The sequence below is a fragment of the Adlercreutzia sp. CNCM I-6215 genome (assembly GCF_977072315.1).
Genome location: NZ_CDRVMA010000010.1, coordinates 43,548 through 61,720 on the forward strand (window position 1 = coordinate 43,548; position 18,173 = coordinate 61,720).

General features: G+C 62.5%; 12 protein-coding genes. 1 reads left to right on the forward strand and 11 read right to left on the reverse strand.

The genetic code is table 11. From position 1 onward, the window contains the following. Positions 1-67: 67 nt before the first annotated feature. The 10 genes from ACW4LP_RS08625 to kdpA form a co-directional block, all read right to left on the reverse strand. On the reverse strand, positions 68-697 hold the full coding sequence (locus ACW4LP_RS08625; protein WP_114539621.1) for a 4Fe-4S dicluster domain-containing protein: 630 nt from the start codon (positions 695-697) through the stop codon (positions 68-70). Between the two features lie 2 nt (positions 698-699). Next, complete coding sequence (locus ACW4LP_RS08630; RefSeq protein WP_173112201.1) at positions 700-3,153, reverse strand: molybdopterin-containing oxidoreductase family protein; 2,454 nt, start codon at positions 3,151-3,153, stop codon at positions 700-702. A gap of 655 nt (positions 3,154-3,808) precedes the next feature. After that, positions 3,809-4,756, reverse strand: coding sequence for an SPFH domain-containing protein (locus ACW4LP_RS08635; RefSeq protein WP_161128368.1), 948 nt, complete (start codon positions 4,754-4,756; stop codon positions 3,809-3,811). Next, positions 4,659-5,201: a GntR family transcriptional regulator gene (locus ACW4LP_RS08640; RefSeq protein WP_241521349.1), complete on the reverse strand. Its 543-nt coding sequence runs from the start codon at positions 5,199-5,201 to the stop codon at positions 4,659-4,661. Before ACW4LP_RS08640 ends, ACW4LP_RS08635 begins: the two co-directional genes overlap by 98 nt. Next, positions 5,189-6,274 carry an NrfD/PsrC family molybdoenzyme membrane anchor subunit gene (nrfD, locus tag ACW4LP_RS08645; RefSeq protein ID WP_302683065.1) on the reverse strand — a complete coding sequence of 362 codons (1,086 nt, stop codon included), beginning with the start codon at positions 6,272-6,274 and terminating at the stop codon, positions 5,189-5,191. Before nrfD ends, ACW4LP_RS08640 begins: the two co-directional genes overlap by 13 nt. An 82-nt stretch (positions 6,275-6,356) precedes the next feature. Continuing rightward, on the reverse strand, positions 6,357-7,067 hold the full coding sequence (locus ACW4LP_RS08650; RefSeq protein WP_302012725.1) for a response regulator: 711 nt from the start codon (positions 7,065-7,067) through the stop codon (positions 6,357-6,359). Beyond that, positions 7,057-9,888, reverse strand: coding sequence for an ATP-binding protein (locus ACW4LP_RS08655; RefSeq protein WP_455803717.1), 2,832 nt, complete (start codon positions 9,886-9,888; stop codon positions 7,057-7,059). Before ACW4LP_RS08655 ends, ACW4LP_RS08650 begins: the two co-directional genes overlap by 11 nt. 121 nt (positions 9,889-10,009) lie before the next feature. Continuing rightward, entirely contained in the window at positions 10,010-10,621 is a 612-nt protein-coding gene (kdpC, locus tag ACW4LP_RS08660; RefSeq protein ID WP_417000681.1) for a potassium-transporting ATPase subunit KdpC, read from the reverse strand. A gap of 80 nt (positions 10,622-10,701) precedes the next feature. Beyond that, positions 10,702-12,780, reverse strand: coding sequence for a potassium-transporting ATPase subunit KdpB (kdpB, locus tag ACW4LP_RS08665; protein WP_455803718.1), 2,079 nt, complete (start codon positions 12,778-12,780; stop codon positions 10,702-10,704). Positions 12,781-12,796: 16 nt separating this feature from the next. Then, positions 12,797-14,584, reverse strand: coding sequence for a potassium-transporting ATPase subunit KdpA (kdpA, locus tag ACW4LP_RS08670; RefSeq protein ID WP_331880081.1), 1,788 nt, complete (start codon positions 14,582-14,584; stop codon positions 12,797-12,799). A gap of 494 nt (positions 14,585-15,078) precedes the next feature. On the opposite strand from kdpA, the gene ACW4LP_RS08675 reads away from it, so the two are divergent. Further along, a complete protein-coding gene (locus tag ACW4LP_RS08675; RefSeq protein WP_455803719.1) occupies positions 15,079-15,444 on the forward strand; it encodes a NifB/NifX family molybdenum-iron cluster-binding protein in 366 nt (121 codons plus the stop codon). A 151-nt stretch (positions 15,445-15,595) separates the two neighbouring features. Here the strand turns inward: ACW4LP_RS08675 and tsaD are convergent, their stop codons facing one another. Then, positions 15,596-18,118 (reverse strand): tRNA (adenosine(37)-N6)-threonylcarbamoyltransferase complex transferase subunit TsaD, encoded by a 2,523-nt coding sequence (gene tsaD, locus ACW4LP_RS08680; RefSeq protein ID WP_114548800.1) that lies wholly within the window; start codon positions 18,116-18,118, stop codon positions 15,596-15,598. Positions 18,119-18,173 lie beyond the last annotated feature (55 nt).

Consider the following 18,173-nt stretch of genomic DNA (forward strand, 5'->3'; position numbering starts at 1 on the left):
CTCCTAGAAGTAGGCGGGCGGCGCAACCACGCCCCGCCCGCGATATCGCATGACGAGGGAAAGCGCCCTACACCAGGTAATACACCGACGGCTTCGTTCCCTCTTCAGGAAGCAGCTGCTTGTACTCGCGCGAAGCTATAAGCTTGGAAATTTCCGAATTCGGATCGTCCAAATCGCCCCAATGCCTAGCCTTTGCCAAGCATGCCTCTACGCAAGTCGGCTCTTCTCCACGGGCAAGCCTATGCCAGCACATTGTGCATTTTTCCACCGTATGCTTCTGGTGTTCAGGCGCATCTGTGTCTCCAACGGCAAATCCTATTGAATGAGTCGGCTCATCCCAATTGAAAGAACGAACCCCCGTATAAGGACAAGCAGCTATGCACATACGACATCCAATGCATTTATCATAATCTTGCCTTACCGCACCGGTATCCGGATCTTTAAACGTTGCACCGACAGGGCAGACCTTCACACATGCAGGATTCTCGCAATGTTGACACGCAACGGTTACATACTCCTTGCTGAGATTAGGAAACGTTCCACTCGCTGTATCCATGGAGGCGCCACCATTTGTCAAAACGCGGTTCCAGATCACATCGTCTGGTAAATTATTCTCAATTTTGCATGCTATAGAACAGGTATGGCACCCGACGCACCTTATTGTATCTATGGCAAAGCCGTATCTCGATCCACTCATTTTTACTCTCCCTGCCCCCACGGTCGAATGTCTGCCGCCACATCCATAAACGATGTGTTTACGGTAAACGGATTGCAATGAGCTGAGGTCATTTCCGAGAACCCGCCTTCCTTGAATTCACACTGCTGCCAGCCTTTCGGGTAAATCAGCACCCCTGGACGAATATCGTCTGCGTAAATCGCACGAACGACGGCATGTCCTCGTTCGTTGAACAGCTCGACATAAGAATTGTCTTCAATGCTGCGGGCTATTGCATCTGATGGATTAATCTTCACAATGGGCTCGGGCGCGATCTCACGCATCCATTCATTTTCGAACTCGCCAGTGTGCCAGCGTGTTCGTAGCCGGTGCGACATCAAAGTAAAAGGATATTTTTTCGCGACCTCACCCCTGGGCCACGCTTCGTTGGGGAGAGAGAACGTTGGAACATGTCCAAAATCAGGATCGAGCTCTTGACCCCAATCGATACGCGGCACAACCGTTTCGCAATAGATATTTGCCCTGCCCGTTTCTGTTGGAAATACTCCGCCATAGAATTTGATATCTGTTTCGTCGTAACAGATATCTTTTTCAACCCGAAGCCTATCGAGAGTGATGCCCCGTTCAAGACCGAGCTCGGACTCGTCAACCAATTCCCTCAAGTACTCTTCATCGGTCTTTTCAAAATACTCTCCAACGCCCATTTCGACCGATATTAACCGGGCAATATCAGAATCGCTTTTTGCCTCTGCAGGCGACTCGACCGCCTTTTCGGTTATTCCAACATACGGATAATAACTACCCTTTAGCACATCCTCGACTTCAAGCGCATGCGCACAAGGCAACACTATATCGGCATATTTCACACTATCGCTATATTGCAGATCAGACACAACGATAAAGTCAATCTTATTCCACCATTCCAATATCTCATTTGAGCTTCCACCGCTCGACATAGGATTCGCAGCAGCTACAAATAGAGACTTGATCGGGTAGTCTTCCCCAGCATATTGCCCGGAGTCCATAATGTCAGTCATAGAAAGAACGGGAACAGTATTAACAAACGTGCCTGTCGGAGCCATGAACGCAGGATTAGTGTTGAAAGAGTACCAAGAACCTCCAACACAAGAGCCAGCACGCCCTACCGTGCCCGTCAAAATAGCCAGCGTAGCAAGCGCCTGCCCGAACTCGGCACCATTATCGTAAGCCTGACTTGCATATCCTGCGATGTTCCAGATCTCTCCTTCGGATTCCTCGATTGCGAGCTTTCGGATATCGTCAACTGAAACTTCAGTCAGTTCCGAGGTTCTTTCAAGCGAGTACTTTCCGAGCTCATCGCAAAGCATGTCGAAGGCTGTTTTCACTGGTATCCCATGCACCAGCCTCTCTCCGGAGAGAGCCGGGCTGACAGCGGCATCATAGGCAACTGTTGTCTGCGATTGCTCATCCCAGACAATAGGAGAATCGAGGATTTCCGACACATTTTCGACAGAGGAGTCTCCTTTCTCCTTAGAAAGAATGCCGAGGTCGCTTGCACGAAGGATTTTTTTTGTATCCTGACGTATCAAAAAAGATGCATTCGAATGATTTAGCAAAAACTCCTTATTGTGCAAATCGTTTTCGACGATGTAATTCATTATCCCAAGGAGCAGAGCGGGGTCCGAACCGGGACGATTAGACACCCACATATTCGCCTTAGACGCAGTGGTGGAGTAGTTGGGGTCAACTACGATAAGCCTCGTACTTCCCTTTTCCATTGCATCAGCAAGGGGCCACCAATGCTGCCACCAAGCATCGACAAAGTTGCACCCCCACATGACAACTTTATCGGCATTGCCTATGAGCGAGGCTCCATTTCGGAACATCCCGTCCCCCGCAACCCGCGCCATGCCATATCCAAGGGCCATATCTGTGCAGTAATCCACCATGGTCATCTCGAGAACATTTGCAAGCCGTCCTAAAAGACCTCCAAAGTTGCCCGAACCAAGCGCGGCGCAATTCCCAGAACCCCAATAGTATGCAATAGAGCGTGGACCGAATTCCTCCCTATACGATTTCCATTTTGACGCAATAGTAGATATTGCCTCATCCCAACTGATTCGTTCCCAATTGCCTTCCCCTCGCTCGCCAGCTCGCTTCATCGGATAAAGAATTCGATTGGGGTTGTAAACAGCACGCATCCTTGAACGACCTCGAAGGCACATACGAGAACCCCGAGGGCTTCCGCCCTCAATCGGAGAAAGCTTTACAATCTTTCCATCTCTAACGTGTGCTTCATATTGACAGTAAACACAGGTCCAGCAGCAGCCTACACGACATTTTGTTTGGTCCTCAGGCTCCTCGGCAAAAGCCCCCTCATCAGGACCAAGCGCCCGTAAGACACCGCCGCCGATAAGCGCCGCCGCTCCCACAGTCGCCCCAGTAGCCTTCAGGAGACCTCTGCGAGTGAGATTGGAACGCTTTTCGCTTCCAGACATTCTCTCCTCCTCTTTCGAGTGAGAGGAACGCGCAATTCAGACAGAGAGCTGATCCGCAGAATCGTCTTGCGCTTTCCTCCTCTTTCCCATCCCCCATGGGCGAACCCGGTAATCGCGCAACAGTTTGATGGGATACCGTACATGTCTTTAGAATCGGCCGGATTCTGATGCTGCCAGTCTGTCATACTTTGTCATATGTTGTCAAGAGAAAATGTAGGACAATCTATGACAAAATTTGTCCTTGATTCAAAACACCGGATCAGAGATCATTTCATGCAAACCATTTTCATGGCAGAAAATTGCACCATTTTGCAAAGTCAAGTCTTGATTATAGAATATTTGTTTGTATTATTATGAATTAAGCGGGGAGCTGGGGCTCTCTGCATACATCTCCCCTAACACCAATTCTAGATAACGGGAGGGAGGTGATGCAGATGAGCGTTTTCCTGGCCTTAGTCCAGACTTTGATTGGAGCCGCCACTCTTGGGGTTGCACTTTTGGCCCTAGAAAGCGGGGACCCGCCACATAGTGACGGGTCATCCAACAACAGCGAGGACTAGGCACCCTCGCTACCGGGACGTCTTCGGGCGTCCCGGCCCTTCGGGGCCAAGTTCTCTAGGCGAGGCCCATTGTAGCACAGATGCGTCGTCGGTCGCTAGGCCTTCTCCCCGCCTTCGGGCACAAAGCCCTCGCTGAAGGCGCTGGGGATGACGAGCGTGCCGCCAGATTGCTTCACGGCCTCGTAGGCCAAATGCATCGTGCGCAACCTCATGGCCTCCGGGTCGCCCTCGTAGTTGGCGCTCGCGTCCTTTAGCATGTCGGAGATGTCCGCCTCCGCCTCGGCCAGGGTCATGCGAGCGTCGCGCTCGCGGGCCGCGACGGCAGCGGCGGCCATCGCCGGCTGCAGCTCGCGGGGCACCACGATGTCACGCACCTCCACGTCGATGACGTCGATCCCCCAGCCGTCCAGCTTCGCCTCCAGCACCTCTTTCAGCTCGGCGTCCAGCTGGTCGCGCCGACAGGCCACCTCAGCCAAGCTCGCGCGCCCGATGGCCGCCCGCAGCGTGGCCTGGGCCATCCATGCCACAGCGCTTGCGTAGTCTTCCACCTCTACGGCCGCCTTCTTCGGCGAGAACACCATCCAGAACACCACCGCGTCCACGTTCACGGGCACCAGATCGGCCGTGAGCGTCTCCTCGGCACCAAAGTAGGTGGCCGCCACGCGCTGGTCGATGCGCACGGTGTAGAACTCGATAACGGGCCAAGTGAACACAATGCCCGGCCCCGCTACGCGATTGAAGCGGCCGAAGCGCATGACCACGGCGCGCTCCCATTCCATGACGATGTGCACCGACGAGGCGGCCAGGATGCCGACCACCACGGCGATCACGAGGGCCGCGAGGCCGATGCCGCCCGCGAGGGCCTGGGCGCAAGCGAGCACCAGCGCGCAAACGGCGGCGAACACGATGATGGTGAACGCCACGGCGCCGTTGCGGGAGGTGCGGTTACGCCCCGTTTCCAGCCGCGCGCCCGTCTGCGGCGCCCTCTCCTGCGGGCTCGGGGAACTTGACGAGGCGTCCGCGCCGTGCTTCTTGCGGGTCATGGGCTGCTCCTTCGCTTGTGCCGTCCTTCTCGCGCTTGGCCTTGGCGGCCACGAGCGCCGCCGTGAACTGCGCGTCAATATCCTCCAGCGACATGCCGAGCTCCTGGCAGCGCTGCAAATACTCTGCCGTGACGATCTCCGCCGTCACCTCGGCCGAGACGCCGGGCTTGTCGGACACATCGGCCACGAACGCCCCGAGCCGCCGCTTCGACACGATGTAGCCGTCCTCCTCCAGGCTCTGGTACACCTTGCTCACGGTGTTGTAGTTCACCTCCACCTCGGCGGCCAGGCCCCGCACCGTGGGCAGCTGGTCGCCCGGCAGGTAGAACCCCGAGGTGATGAGGTAGATGAAGCGGTTCTTCAACTGGAGCCAGACGGGGATGGAGCTGGCATCGTCCAGCTGGAACAGGTCCCCGGCCGGTATCGTCTTGCCTAGTTTGACCACAGGGTCACGTCCTCTCTTTCCGTTGCGGAGCCTTCTCCCCCGCTTTCCTCTGCAGAAGGCGCGGAACGCAAGCCCGCCGCCTCCTCGTTTTCGGAAGGTACGGAAGCGGGGGCTTCCGCTTCCTGCAGCTCCAAGGGACGCTGGGCACCGGCCTCCACCACCGCGGCGCGCAGGCCCAGAGCACCCACGAGCACGAGGGCAGCCGCAAGAGCCAGGGCCGCAGCGGGATACGCCTTCGCGACCGCCTTCGCAGCCGAGCGCGAGCGCCCGTGCCCGCGAACAAGGCAGCCGACTTCCACGGCGAGCGCCGCCGCAAGGCCGCAGGCCACGAAAGCCGCCCACCAGGGCAGCGCCGCCGGGCCGTGCATGAGGCTCGTCGCCGAGGCTCGCACACCCGAATGATCGCTTCCCAGCGCGAAGGCGAGAAGCCCCGCGGCCGCCACCGCCTCCGCCACGATGACGACCACATCGACGCGGGCGGCACTGCGCACCGCCTTCCGAACGCTCCCGTCGCCTTCCACGAAAAGCGCCCCGGCCATGAGCAGGGCGCAGCCGCAGGAGGCGGCCGACAGTGCGAAGAGCGTCGGCACCCAGGGCGACGACCACAGCCGCACCCCGGAAAGCGTCTGCAGCAGCAGCCCGGCGTAAACCGCCACGACCACGGCCAGCCCGCAGGCGACGATCTCCGCGACCACCATCGCGCACCGACGCAACCAGGGCACGTACAGAAACCGCGCCAGGGCGAGCGCCGCCGCCAGCGCCGTCAGCAGCGCCACGGCCCAGGCGCCCAGGTTCATGAGCGTCACAGGCGGTGCCGTAAACAGCGACAGCACGCGGTCGATACGCCCGAGGTCGGCGGCGAGGCAGCCGGCACCGAGGGCCAGCGCCCCGCAGGAGAGGGCCAGCACACCGGCGACCAGGCGCTCAGCCGGGCGCTTCTCAACGAAGTCAGGCACCACATCCGCGCCGAAGGGCTCGCGCACGAAGAGCAGGTCGGCCACAGACGCCGCGGCCACGCCGCCCGCGCCGACCCCGGCCAAGAACAGATAGGCTGTCACCAGCTCCCCGAACAACGCGCCCCCTTCGATTCCGTTTCCCGAAGTATGACACAAACGCTCGCCAATGTATATGACAACATGGGGCAGAAGCGAAAACCTATTCCACACGCAGCATGCGGTAGCCGATGCCAACGTGGGTTTGGAGATAGACCGGGCTGGCAGGATCGGGCTCGATCTTTTTGCGCAAGGTGGCCATAAACACGCGCAGACTGGGCAGATCGCTCGTCAACGCCTGCCCCCATACCTCTTTCAGGATATAGTTGTGGGTGAGTACCTTGCCGGTATTGTGGGCCAAAAGCACCAGAAGCTTGTACTCGATGGGAGTCAGATGAATCTCGTCGTCGCCCCTCACGACAACCTTGGCATCGAAGTCGATGGCGAGATCGCCATTGCGATACGTCTCCCCCGCCTCTTCCTCGGTCTCGTCGAAGGCGACGCGACGCAGCGCCACGCGCACTCGGGCAAGCAGCTCCGCAACTGAGAAGGGCTTTGTCAGGTAATCATCGGCCCCCGCATCAAGAGCCGTCACCTTATCGGCATCCTCCTGGCGCGCCGACAGAACGATGATCGGCACGCGCGACCACCCGCGCACCGCTCCGATGACCTCCGTCCCGTCGCGATCGGGCAGTCCCAAATCCAAAATGACGAGGTTGACATCCCTCGCGCACGTAAGGTCAGCGAGAGCCGCCGTAGCCGTGGATGCCTCGCGCGAACGATAGCCGTGCACGTCAAGGGCACACGTAACCAGATTGCGCACCGCCGGGTCATCCTCCACAACGAGGATAACGCCCTCGTTTCTATCGCTCAACGTCCGCACTCCCTTCCTCGACGACGCCAACCGGAGCCTCTTCGCGCAGCTCTGCCGCGGGAAGAGCGAACGAGAACACGCAACCGTGCGGATAGGCATCGCGCAACACGATATCACTGCCGTGCGCCCTTAAGATAGAGCGGCAAAGCGAAAGACCCAGCCCCATTCCTCGACGCGCATCGCCCCCTTCGCCGTCCTCGCAGCCTGTGCCCACCCGTCCCCCGTGGTAGAACAGATCGAACACGCGCGCTTGCTCGGCGGGAGGGATGCCCGGACCGTCATCGGCCACCGCGACAACCACCCTATCGCCGGAAGCGCTGCGCTCGCGATGCGCGGTGAGGCGAATGGACGACCCCGCGGGCGTGTAGGCGATGGCGTTGTTCAAAAGGTTCACCACCACCTGCACAATCAAACGTCCGTCCATCTGAGCCAGGAGAAACTCATCCTCGATCTCCACCGTCAGCCGATGCTCGCTCACAAAGCGACTGACATGGCGCAGCGCATCGGCCAGCACGTCGGAAACCAGTTCGGGGGCGCGCGACACTTCGACGTCGCCGTCGTCGAGCCGCGTCACCGACAGCAAATTTTCCACCAGATTGATCAGCCAATTCGCGTCCTCATGGATATCCGACGTCAAACGCTTCCTCTGCGCCTCGTCCAGGACGTCCCCCGAGGCGAGCAACATATCGGCGTCGCCCGAGATGCTCGTGAGCGGCGTTCGCAAATCATGGGAAATGGCACGCAGCAGATTCGAGCGCAGCGCCTCCTTCTCGGCCTTCACGGCGAGGTTCTTCCGCTCGCTCGCCAGCGCCAGAGCCTCCGCCGCCTGACCGCATTCGTCAAGCAGCGCTACGAGCAGATTGCGCTCGAAGGAGCCGAAGTCGTCGTCGCCTTGCTCCATCACCAATCCCGCCACACCGAACACGCGATCCTTCGAACGAATGGGAAGGTACAGGCAGCGCGCCTCGCGCAAGGTATCCGTCGTCGCGCCGGCGGCCTCGCCATTGGCGGCGACCCACGACGCAACAGCCATCTCGCCCGGAGCCGCGAGATCCAGCTTCTCGGCGTCTCCCCCGCCGCTGCCGGGGACATCGAAGACCCGCGGCGGAAGGAGGCCGCCATGCGCCGCCCCATCGACCTGGTACATCACCACCGGCCGATCGAGAATCTTCACCACTTGGGCCGCCGCCGTCTCCAAACAAGCGCCGAGGCTCACGACCGCCTGGAACTCCCGACTGCTCTCCAAAAGCACCTCGGTACGATAGGCCCGTCGCGCCGCCGTGGTCGCCTGACGCTTCAGTCGGATGGCCAAAGATGAGGCCCCCAATGTTCCTATCAGCAGAAACGCGAAGATGATGGGGGCCGATAGGCTATAGGCATGGAAGGTGTAGCGCGGCGCCGTGAAGAAGAAGTTGTAGGCCACGACACTGCCCAGCGCCACAAGCACGGCATACAGAAAACCATCCGCGCGCGTGGCGAGCAGCAGCGCGACCAGCAGATAGGTCATGAGGATGATCGAGGGCGTAGGGCTTGCCAGCCACGCCACTTCCCCCAGCGCCGTCGCAACGGCTATCGCGAGAAGCGCTCGAAAAACATCGGAGGCCGTGAGGCGAAAGCTCGCATGGGTGCGCAAGCGCTCGAGCACCGAGGGGGCGTCCACCGCGGGGACGGCCGTCACCATGGCCTCGGGAGCGGCCCGCATCAACCGCGACGCCACGTCCCCGCATCCGAGCAGGCCGATGCGACCGGGCATCGAGGGCACCACGATACGGCGAATACCCGCCGCTGCGGCGTAAAGGGCCACGGGCTGCACCGGATCGTCCCCCGTCAACGTGACGATGTGCGCACCCATCTCCTCCGCAAGGGCGATCGAGCGGGCAAGGGCCGCATCGCCTTTCGATCGCCCCTCCACGCCCTCGCCGCCCGATTCGACCACAAGCGCCGTGCACGAGCCGCCAAACGCCTCGGCCATACCCGCTGCCGCGCGAATAACTCGCGGCGCCGCCGCATCGGCGGTCACCAGCACCAAAACGTCTTCGCCGCCAGCCGCATGCGGCACCGTAGCCGCAGAGGCGCGCGTGAGGCGGTCGGCAGCGCGACGCAGGGCAATTTCGCGCAGCGCCGCCAAATTCGATCGCGAGAAAAAGTGCGAAAGCGCCGACCCGATCCGCTCGGGCGTGTAGATTTTGCCCGAACGCAGGCGCTTGATGAGGTCAGCAGGCTCCAAATCGACGACTTCGACCGAATCGGCCGCGTCGAAAACGCGGTCGGGGATCCGCTCGGAGGGCTCCACAGCCGTCACGGAGGCAATCTTGTCGTTAAGCCCCTCGAGATGCTGCACATTCACCGTCGTGTACACATCGATACCCGCACGGAGCAGCTCTTCGACATCTTGATAGCGCTTGCGATGGCGGCACCCCGGCGCATTGGTATGCGCCAGCTCGTCTACCAGCACAACTTGGGGACGGCGCTTCAGGGCGGCGTCGAGGTCGAATTCGCGCAAAGCGACGTTTCGGTGCTTCACCGATTTCACGGGCAGCACTTCCAGGCCATCGAGCAAGGCAAGGGTGTCGGCACGCGTGTGCGGCTCAACGTAGCCCACTACCACATCGACGCCCTCATCTTGGACATGATGAGCCTCGGTGAGCATGGCGAAGGTCTTTCCCACGCCGGCGGCGTACCCGAAGAACACCTTGAGCCGGCCGCGCCCCTCGAAGCGCTCCGCCTCACCCGCTTCCTCTTCCTCCCGGATTCGCTGTAGGATGGCATCGGGGTCGCCGCGGCCGCCGCCGATCTCCCATCTCTCTCGAACTTCCGCCACGTCACTTGCCCTTTCGTGTCGTCCCGACAGCGCCCCTGCATCCTAGCACGCCCCACTCCTCAGCCGCATCTCATTCGCTATCCGTTTCCCTCAGGTTTTCTCCAAGCGCGCCAAGCTCCACTTACTCCAGCACGCCGTCGAGCATGAGGTTCACCTTCAGCACATTCACCCGCGCTTCGCCGATAATGCCCAACAGGGGGTACTCGGTACACTGAGCAATAATGGCACGCACCTCTCTCTCGGGCCGTCCCGTTGCCGCAGCGATACGTTCCACCTGGTAATCGGCAGCGACCGGCGAGATATGCGGATCGAAGCCCGATCCCGACACCGTCACCAAATCACTTGGAACGGGCTGCGCGGCACGGTCGGGATGGGCCGCCCGCACCTGCTGTATGCGTTCGTCCACTCGCGCGGCAAACTCGTCGCTCGCGGGACTGAGGTTCTCGGGGCTGTACCACAAAAGCGGCTGCCCCTCCGCATCGGAGAAGGAGCTGGCGTCGACCACCGTGGGCCGACCCCACAAATGGGTGTCGCTCTTAAAGGGCTGTCCCACCAACTCGCTGCCGTACTTCACCCCGTCGACCTCGATAATAGAGCCTGTCGCCTGGTACGGGAACGCTATAGCCGACAGCCCCGTCACAGCCCAGGGGTAAACGATCCCGCACAGCACACTTGCCGCGATAAACAACGCCAGGGCACTCGCGAAGCACCGCGTCACCATCTTTCCACTCATAATGCGTTCTTCCTGTTCTCGAAAATTGCCTTCACAGCGGTTCAAACGAAGGCCGCCGCCATGTTGCGGCCCGGATGCCTTTACGCAACGCCGACAAACACCATGAGCGCATCGAGCGCCTTGATGGCCGCAAAGGGAACGATCACGCCGCCCAAGCCGTACACTGCCAAATTGCGCGCGAGCAGACGGTGCGGCGACGCCTCGCGACACTTCACCCCGCGCAGCGCAAGCGGAATGAGCGCGACAATGATAAGAGCGTTGTATATGATGGCCGCAAGCATCGCCGAGGCGGGTGTGGCCAGATGCATGATGTTGAGCACCTCCAAACCCGGATAAAGGGGCACGAGCAGCGCCGGGATGACCGCGAAGTACTTTGCCAGGTCGTTGGCGATCGAAAACGTGGTGAGGCTGCCGCGGGTCATGAGCAGCTGCTTGCCGATACGCACGATTTCGATGAGCTTGGTGGGCGAGGAATCCAGGTCCACCATGTTGCCGGCCTCCTTGGCCGCCTGAGTGCCGGAGTTCATGGCCACGGCCACATCGGCTTGGGCCAGCGCCGGAGCGTCGTTGGTGCCGTCGCCTGTCATGGCGACCAGATGCCCCTCGGCCTGGTAGCGACGGATGGCCGCAAGCTTCGCTTCGGGCGTGGCCTCGGCAATAAAGTCGTCAAGCCCCGCCTCAGCGGCGATGGCAGCGGCCGTGAGGGGGTTATCGCCCGTGACCATCACTGTTTTAATGCCCATGGCGCGCAAGTCGGCGAAGTTGTCGCGAATGCCCGACTTGATGATGTCCTTCAAGTGAATGACGCCGAGCACGCGCGCATCGCGCGCCACCACCAAAGGCGTCCCGCCCGATCGAGACACCTCCTCGGCCACGGCGGCCACCTCCGCGCCAAAGACGCCCCCGCGCGCTTCCACGTAAGCCCGCACGGCGTCGGCCGCACCCTTGCGAATCTCGTGACCCTCGAAATCCACACCGCTCATGCGCGTTTGGGCCGTGAAGGGAACCACCGCAAAACCGGACTGCGCCAACTCGCGCTCGCGGATGCCGAAGCGCTCCTTGGCGAGCACCACCACGCTGCGTCCCTCGGGCGTCTCGTCGGCCAGGCTTGCCAGCTGAGCCGCATCGGCAAGTTCGTGCTCGCTAACGCCGCCAACGGGCAGAAAGGCCGCAGCCTGACGGTTGCCGAGCGTGATAGTGCCCGTTTTGTCGAGCAGGAGCACATCTACATCACCCGCCGCCTCGACGGCACGCCCGCTGGTGGCCAGCACATTGGCCGCATTCAGTCGGCTCATGCCGGCAATGCCGATAGCGGACAGCAGCGCGCCGATGGTGGTAGGCGCCAGGCACACGAACAACGCCACCAACGAGGTGATTCCCAGAGGATTTCCCGCGCCGTGCTGCGCGGCGGTAAATGCTCCGAACAGGTACAAGGACAGCGACACCGCAAGAAACACTAACGTCAGCGCGATGAGCAGCAGCTCGAGAGCCTGCTCGTTGGGGGTCTTTTTGCGCGCGGCCGACTCGACCATGGCGATCATCTTATCGAGAAAGCTCTGACCCGCCTCAGCGGTCACCCGCGCTACCAGCCAATCGGAGAGCACCGTCGTGCCTCCGGTAATCGACGACCGATCGCCGCCGCTCTCGCGCACGACCGGCGCCGATTCGCCGGTAATCGCGCTTTCGTCCACGCTTGCCGCCCCCATGATGACCTCGCCGTCGGCGGGCACCTGCTCGCCCGCGCGAACAAGGTACACCTGCCCCCGCTTCAACGTAGCCGATCCCACCGCGCGGCCTCGATCGGCAAGAAACGCCGACGGGTCTTCCATCGTGGCGGCATCAGCGAGGGCGGCGTTGTCTATGAGGCACGCCTCGACATCGCGTTTGGCGGAGCGCAGCGCATCGGCCTGCGCCTTGCCGCGACCCTCGGCGAGCGACTCGGCAAAGTTTCCGAACAGCACCGTCGCCCACAGCACCACGCAAATTGCCGCAATATAGCCCCACGGAGCGTCAGATATGCCCGCGAGCGCCAACGCAAGCAGCACGGTGGTCAAACAGGCCGACAGATACACCATGAGCATAACCGGATTTTGAGCCTGGCTGCGAAAGGACAGCTTGGCAAAAGCGTCGCGAATCGCTCGTTTCGTTTCCTTTTTCATAGCCCACGCACCTTACCTAGAACGCACCCATGAACTGCTCGGCCAGAGGTCCCAGCGCAAAAGCCGGAAGAAGGGAGAGCGCGCCGATGAGCACGATGATGACCAACAGCAGCACGGCGAACAAAGCGCTTGAGGTGGAAAGCCCGACCGCTCCCGTCGCCTGAACCTTGCGCTGTGCCAAATTCCCGGCGAGCACCAGCGCCGCAGCGAGCGGAGCCAGGCGGGCAAAGAGCATTTCCACCCCCAGCACCACATTGATCAGCGGCGTGTTCGAGCTCAGACCGGAAAGGCCGCTGCCATTGTTTCCGCCGGCCGAAGTGGCCGCATACAGCAACTCGGTAAAACCGAAGGGAGCCGGAGTTCCCACCGCCGCCGCGCTGGCGGGGCTCATCACAAGCACCGATGCGGCAAGCAGGATGGCAAGTGCCGGCGCCACCACGATAACGACCGCCATGCGCATCTCGGCCGGACCCAGCTTCTTTCCCAGGTATTCAGGAGAGCGCCCTATCATCAAGCTCGCAACGAACACCGCCAGCACCGTGAAGCCAAGCAGGCCCACCAACCCCGTGCCGACACCGCCGCCGACCACCTCGCCAAGTCCGATGAGCGCCAGCGGCACCAGCGTTCCGATAGGAGTCATGGCCTCGATTGATGCGTTGGTCGAGCCGTTGGAAGTAGCGCTCGTGAGCGCCGTCCACGCCGCCGATTCGCCGACGCCGATACGACATTCCTTTCCCTCCATATTGCCAGCCGACTGATCCAAGGCGCCCAGATACACTGCCCCATCGGCTGAAAGCTGAGACGTGGCCGCCGTCTCGGCGGCGATAGCGGAGAACAGGCCCACCGCGAGAAGCGTGAGGACAACCGTCATGAGCGCGCGACTCTGCCGGCGGTCGCCCACCATGCGCCCGAAAGCAAATACGAGAGCGAAGGGGATGAGCGGTATCGCCGCGCATTGGAGGAGATTCGTAAGCGGCGTGGGGTTCTCCAAAGCTGAGGCGGAATTCGCGCCGTTGAAGCCGCCGCCGTTTGTTCCCAGCTGCTTGATAGCCACCTGGGACGATTGCGGACCGAGCGGCACGACCGCCTCGGTCACCTCCTGCACCGCCGTCGGATCATCGGCATCGACGAGAGTCCCCTCGGCATCGACGCTCACCGGCTCCAAAAGCTGCACCGTCTCGTAGCCCTGAAACGTCTGGGGGGATCCCTGCCACACTCCCACCAAAGCGAGCACCAGCGACAGGGGCAGCAGCACGTAGAGCACCGCGCGCACGACATCGACGAAGAAGTTCCCGAGCTTGCCGCCGTCCGAAGATGCCAGGCCCCTCAGCAACGCGAATGCCACCGCGATGCCGACGGCCGGCGAAAGGAAGTTCTGCACCGCCAGACCAACCGCCTGTGAGAAGTAGCTCAGATTCGTCTCACCGGCGATAGGCTGCCAATTGGTGTTCGTCACAAAGCTCGCCGTCATATTGAAGGCCGTATCGAGCGCAAGCCCCGGAAAGCCCTCGGGGTTCCAAGGCAGTGCGCCTTGGCAGATCAGCAGGGCGAAGAGGCCGATAAAGCTTACCGCCGTAAAGGCGAGCGCACTGGCGAGAAAACGCCTCCAATCCATGCCATCGTCCTCGCGCGCGCTCACAAGACGGCACGCAGAGCGCTCGAGCGGGCCCAGCGCACGCCGAATGAGAAGGGGCCGACCTTCCATCACGTCAACCAAGTACCCCGAAAGCGGGAGGGCGCAGGCCACGACGAGCGCCACCAGCACGCCTGCCTGCAGAAACTCCGACCCCGCGATCGCGCTCATCGCTGCTCACCGCCCCGCAGCAGCAAAACTGCCAAATACGCCATCGCGACGAGCGCCAACACGCCCACGATAGGTGTCACCACGAACATGATCTTGCCCTTGTCTCTCAAGATCCCGCAGGACCGCTTGCCAACATCCGGGAGGCAACGCGCTTCGCGCGCAAGAGCACCACCCGATGAATGTCAGCATAATCAGCAAGGGCTAAAGACGCCGTTAAGGTTCATGCGCCCGCATTAAGACAGTATTAAGATTGCAGTCCGGCAGCTCGTCTCTGCGTCTGCGTCGCATCCGCCCCGCTATTCAGCTTTCAACGGATACAGCGCGAGCGAGCTAGAAGCAACGGCGCCTCGAACGCTGGTGCACCGGACGCCACTTCGGAGGTCGTCGCCGATTTTCAACGCATGTTTGACGCAGCTCAAGCTATAATTCGCCCTGAAAGACTCGTATGACTTGCCCGAGCAAAGGGCAAGTCGCAACAGCAAAGGAGCATTCGCATGAAGATCGCCATCCCCAGCGAAACCGACGCCGGCCTCGAGAGCATCCGCAGCGGGCACTTCGGCCACGCCGCGTACATGACCGTCGTCGAGTTCGATGACGACATGAACATCGTCAGCGTCGAGTCGGTGAAGAACGCCGATCACGATGCCGTGGGTTGCGGCGGCGTGATCGACTTCGTCTCCGGCATCGGCGTCGACGGCATTCTCACCGTGGGCATGGGCATGCCGCCGTTCACTCGCTTCACCAACGCCGGCATCAAGGTTTACTCCGACACCACCGAGCCCAACGTCGGTAACGTGGCCCGCCTGGTCGCGGAGGGCAAGGTCGCGCTCATGGATCCCGCCAACGCCTGCCGCCACTAGAGAAGGCCTCGGCCCGCAAAGGCCACGGGGCACCTGCCCCATCGCTCGCCCAGCCCGAAGAGTCGCCGACTCTTCGGGCTTTTGTTTTGGGCTCAACGCTCCGGGCCGCTAAGGGCAATCGGAAACGCCCGAACCCTGACGCCCGGAGCCGCTAGTACGGCACCTCCAAGTCGCCATGGGCCAAAGCGTCGGTGCTAAGCGGCGAGAACGCCCCGGCCCGATAGCGGTCGAGCGCCACTTCGGCGATCATGCCGGCGTTGTCGCCGCAGGAGGCGAGCGGCGGCATCACGAGGCGCACGCCCTCCTCGGCGCACATCTGCTCGTAGGCGGCGCGCAAGGTCGGATTGGCCGCCACGCCGCCGCCGAGGCAGAAGGTGGGCGCCCCCGTCTCGCGCAGGGCCATGCGAGCCTTGGCCACCTGCACGTCCACAACAGCCGCCGTGAAGCTCGCGCAGATGTCGGGCACATTGAGCTCGCGCCCGGCGGCGCGCTCGTTGTTGATGTAGGTGACCACGGCGGTCTTCAGGCCCGAGAGCGAGAAGCGCAAATCACCCGAATGCAGCATGGCCCGGGGGAACGGAATGGCATCCGGGTCGCCCTCGGCGGCGAACTTCGAGACGACCGGGCCGCCGGGGTAGCCCAGGCCCAGCGCCTTGGCCACCTTGTCGAAGGCCTCGCCCACCGCGTCGTCGACGGTGGTGCCGAGCACGCGGTAGTCGCCCCAATCGGCCATGTACACGAGCAGAGTGTTGCCCCCGGACACGAGCGAGACCACCGCCGGCGGCGCGAAATCCTCCAGCCCGATCTTGTTGGCGTACAGGTGCCCTTCCAAATGATTCACCACGATAAAAGGAATGTCGGCGCCCCAGGCCGCGCCCTTGGCGAAGGCCACGCCCACCACGAGTGCGCCCACGAGTCCCGGCGCGTAGGTGACCGCCACGGCGTCCAGGTCGCGCCAGCGGAGGCTCGATCGCCCCAGGCTCGCCGCAGCGACGTCGAGCGCCTCGTCGCACACGCCGCAGATGGCCTCGATGTGCTTGCGGCTGGCAATTTCGGGGACGACGCCGCCGAAGCGGGCGTGGAAATCCACCTGGGTCGCCACCACGTCCGAGCGCAAAACTCCCCCGCCGTCGATGACGGCGGCGGCCGTCTCGTCGCAGGAAGACTCGATGGCCAGAATGAGAGGATGATTTGTCGCGATCACGTCGCTCTCCCCGTAGGGGGCGACCTCGGTCGCCCCTGGATACGAAGCATGGCCGGGCTGCGCGTTAGCCGCTCCATCCTCGCGGCCGAGGGCGGCGCAAGAGGCGCCCCTGCGGGATTCGTCCGCGACGCTCTCGCCGTTCGGAACCGCTGCCAGGGTGATGGTGGGCAGAGGGCCCTGCATGATGAGGGCGTCCTCGCCGTCGGAGTAGTAGCGCGGGCGGCGGCCCAGCACCTCGTAGCCGAGGGCCGCATACAGCGCTTGGGCCCCGGCGTTTGCGGCACGTACTTCCAGCGAGCTCGTGCGCGCCCCCAGGTTGCGGGCGTCGTCGGCCACGCGGGCGAGCAGCACCCGAGCGATGCCGTGACGGCGCCACGCGGGATCCACCCCCACCTTCAGAATCTGCAGATCGCCATCGACCACCCAGCCGCCGGCATAGCCCACCAGCGGCGCCTCGGCGGAAAGCGGCATCTTCGGGTCCGCGGCGTAGGCGGCCCACCATACCCGGTCGGCGCGGCCCAGCTCGTCGGCCACGAGCGTCTCGTTCCACGCATCGGTTCCCATCACGGCCGCCTCCAGGGCCGCCACATCGGCCACATGACACGCATCGAGCGGCTTGTAGGCGATGCCCTCGCCGTTGGCCCGGGCGTTGGCGATGGCCGTGTCGTTCATGGTCACGTGCTTCGAGCCCCGCTTGCCCGCCAGGGCGCCGTCGGCCCGGGCCAGGCGCTGCCGCTCATTCTCCTCGGCGTCCGACAGGCGCGTGTACACGGGCAGGGCGAAGGCCGGATCGTGGCGCTCGGCGTCGAAGGGATCGCACTCCCCCGCGCGCCATGAGGCCCGAAGCGCCATCAAGAGGCCCGCGCCCGTCGGCGTCCACAGCGCCTCGGGCAGAAGGATGCCCGCGCCTTCGAAAAGCTCCACGTACTTGCGCAGGGCATCGCCCGCGATCAGGCGATCGGAGGCACTTGTCGCGCCGAGCTCTTCGGCGAAGGCATCCGCCTTGATCACGCGGTCGGCGGTCACGCGCTCCGCCCCCGCGTCGCTCAGGCGGTATTCCACGGGATACACCTCGCGGCGCATGGCGTCGGCCACGACGAGCAATGACCCGCGCTCGCTCGCCTTCCACGCGCCCCAGGCCACCGCGTCCAGCGACGAGACGCCCACAAGGCCCACCTCTAACGCGGACGCGATGCCCTTGGCACAGGCCAGGGCGATGCGCACCCCGGTGAACGATCCCGGTCCGCGCCCCACGGCCACGCAGGCGATCTCGCCGCGGCCCACGCCGGCCTGGGCGCACAGCTCATCGATACGCGGCAGTAGCTGGGTGTTCGACGCCCGCCGCGCCTCCACTTCCACGCTCGCCACGCACTCGATCGACTGCGTGGCGGCATCAAGCTTTCCCAGCCCAATGGCAATGACCTCGTTGGCCGTGTCGAAGGCAAGTACGAAAGAACGCTGTGTATTCAAAGGGAGAACCTTCCCGAAAACGACAAATCAGTGCGGCCTATTGTACCCCACTGCC

What these genes read in the sequence shown, in the direction of transcription:
- ACW4LP_RS08625 (WP_114539621.1), bottom strand. Translation starts at nt 697, where the DNA reads ATGAGTGGATCGAGATACGGCTTTGCCATAGATACAATAAGGTGCGTC.
- kdpA (WP_331880081.1), bottom strand. Translation starts at nt 14,584, where the DNA reads ATGAGCGCGATCGCGGGGTCGGAGTTTCTGCAGGCAGGCGTGCTGGTG.
- ACW4LP_RS08635 (WP_161128368.1), bottom strand. Translation starts at nt 4,756, where the DNA reads ATGACCCGCAAGAAGCACGGCGCGGACGCCTCGTCAAGTTCCCCGAGC.
- kdpC (WP_417000681.1), bottom strand. Translation starts at nt 10,621, where the DNA reads ATGAGTGGAAAGATGGTGACGCGGTGCTTCGCGAGTGCCCTGGCGTTG.
- ACW4LP_RS08630 (WP_173112201.1), bottom strand. Translation starts at nt 3,153, where the DNA reads ATGTCTGGAAGCGAAAAGCGTTCCAATCTCACTCGCAGAGGTCTCCTG.
- kdpB (WP_455803718.1), bottom strand. Translation starts at nt 12,780, where the DNA reads ATGAAAAAGGAAACGAAACGAGCGATTCGCGACGCTTTTGCCAAGCTG.
- ACW4LP_RS08675 (WP_455803719.1), top strand. Translation starts at nt 15,079, where the DNA reads ATGAAGATCGCCATCCCCAGCGAAACCGACGCCGGCCTCGAGAGCATC.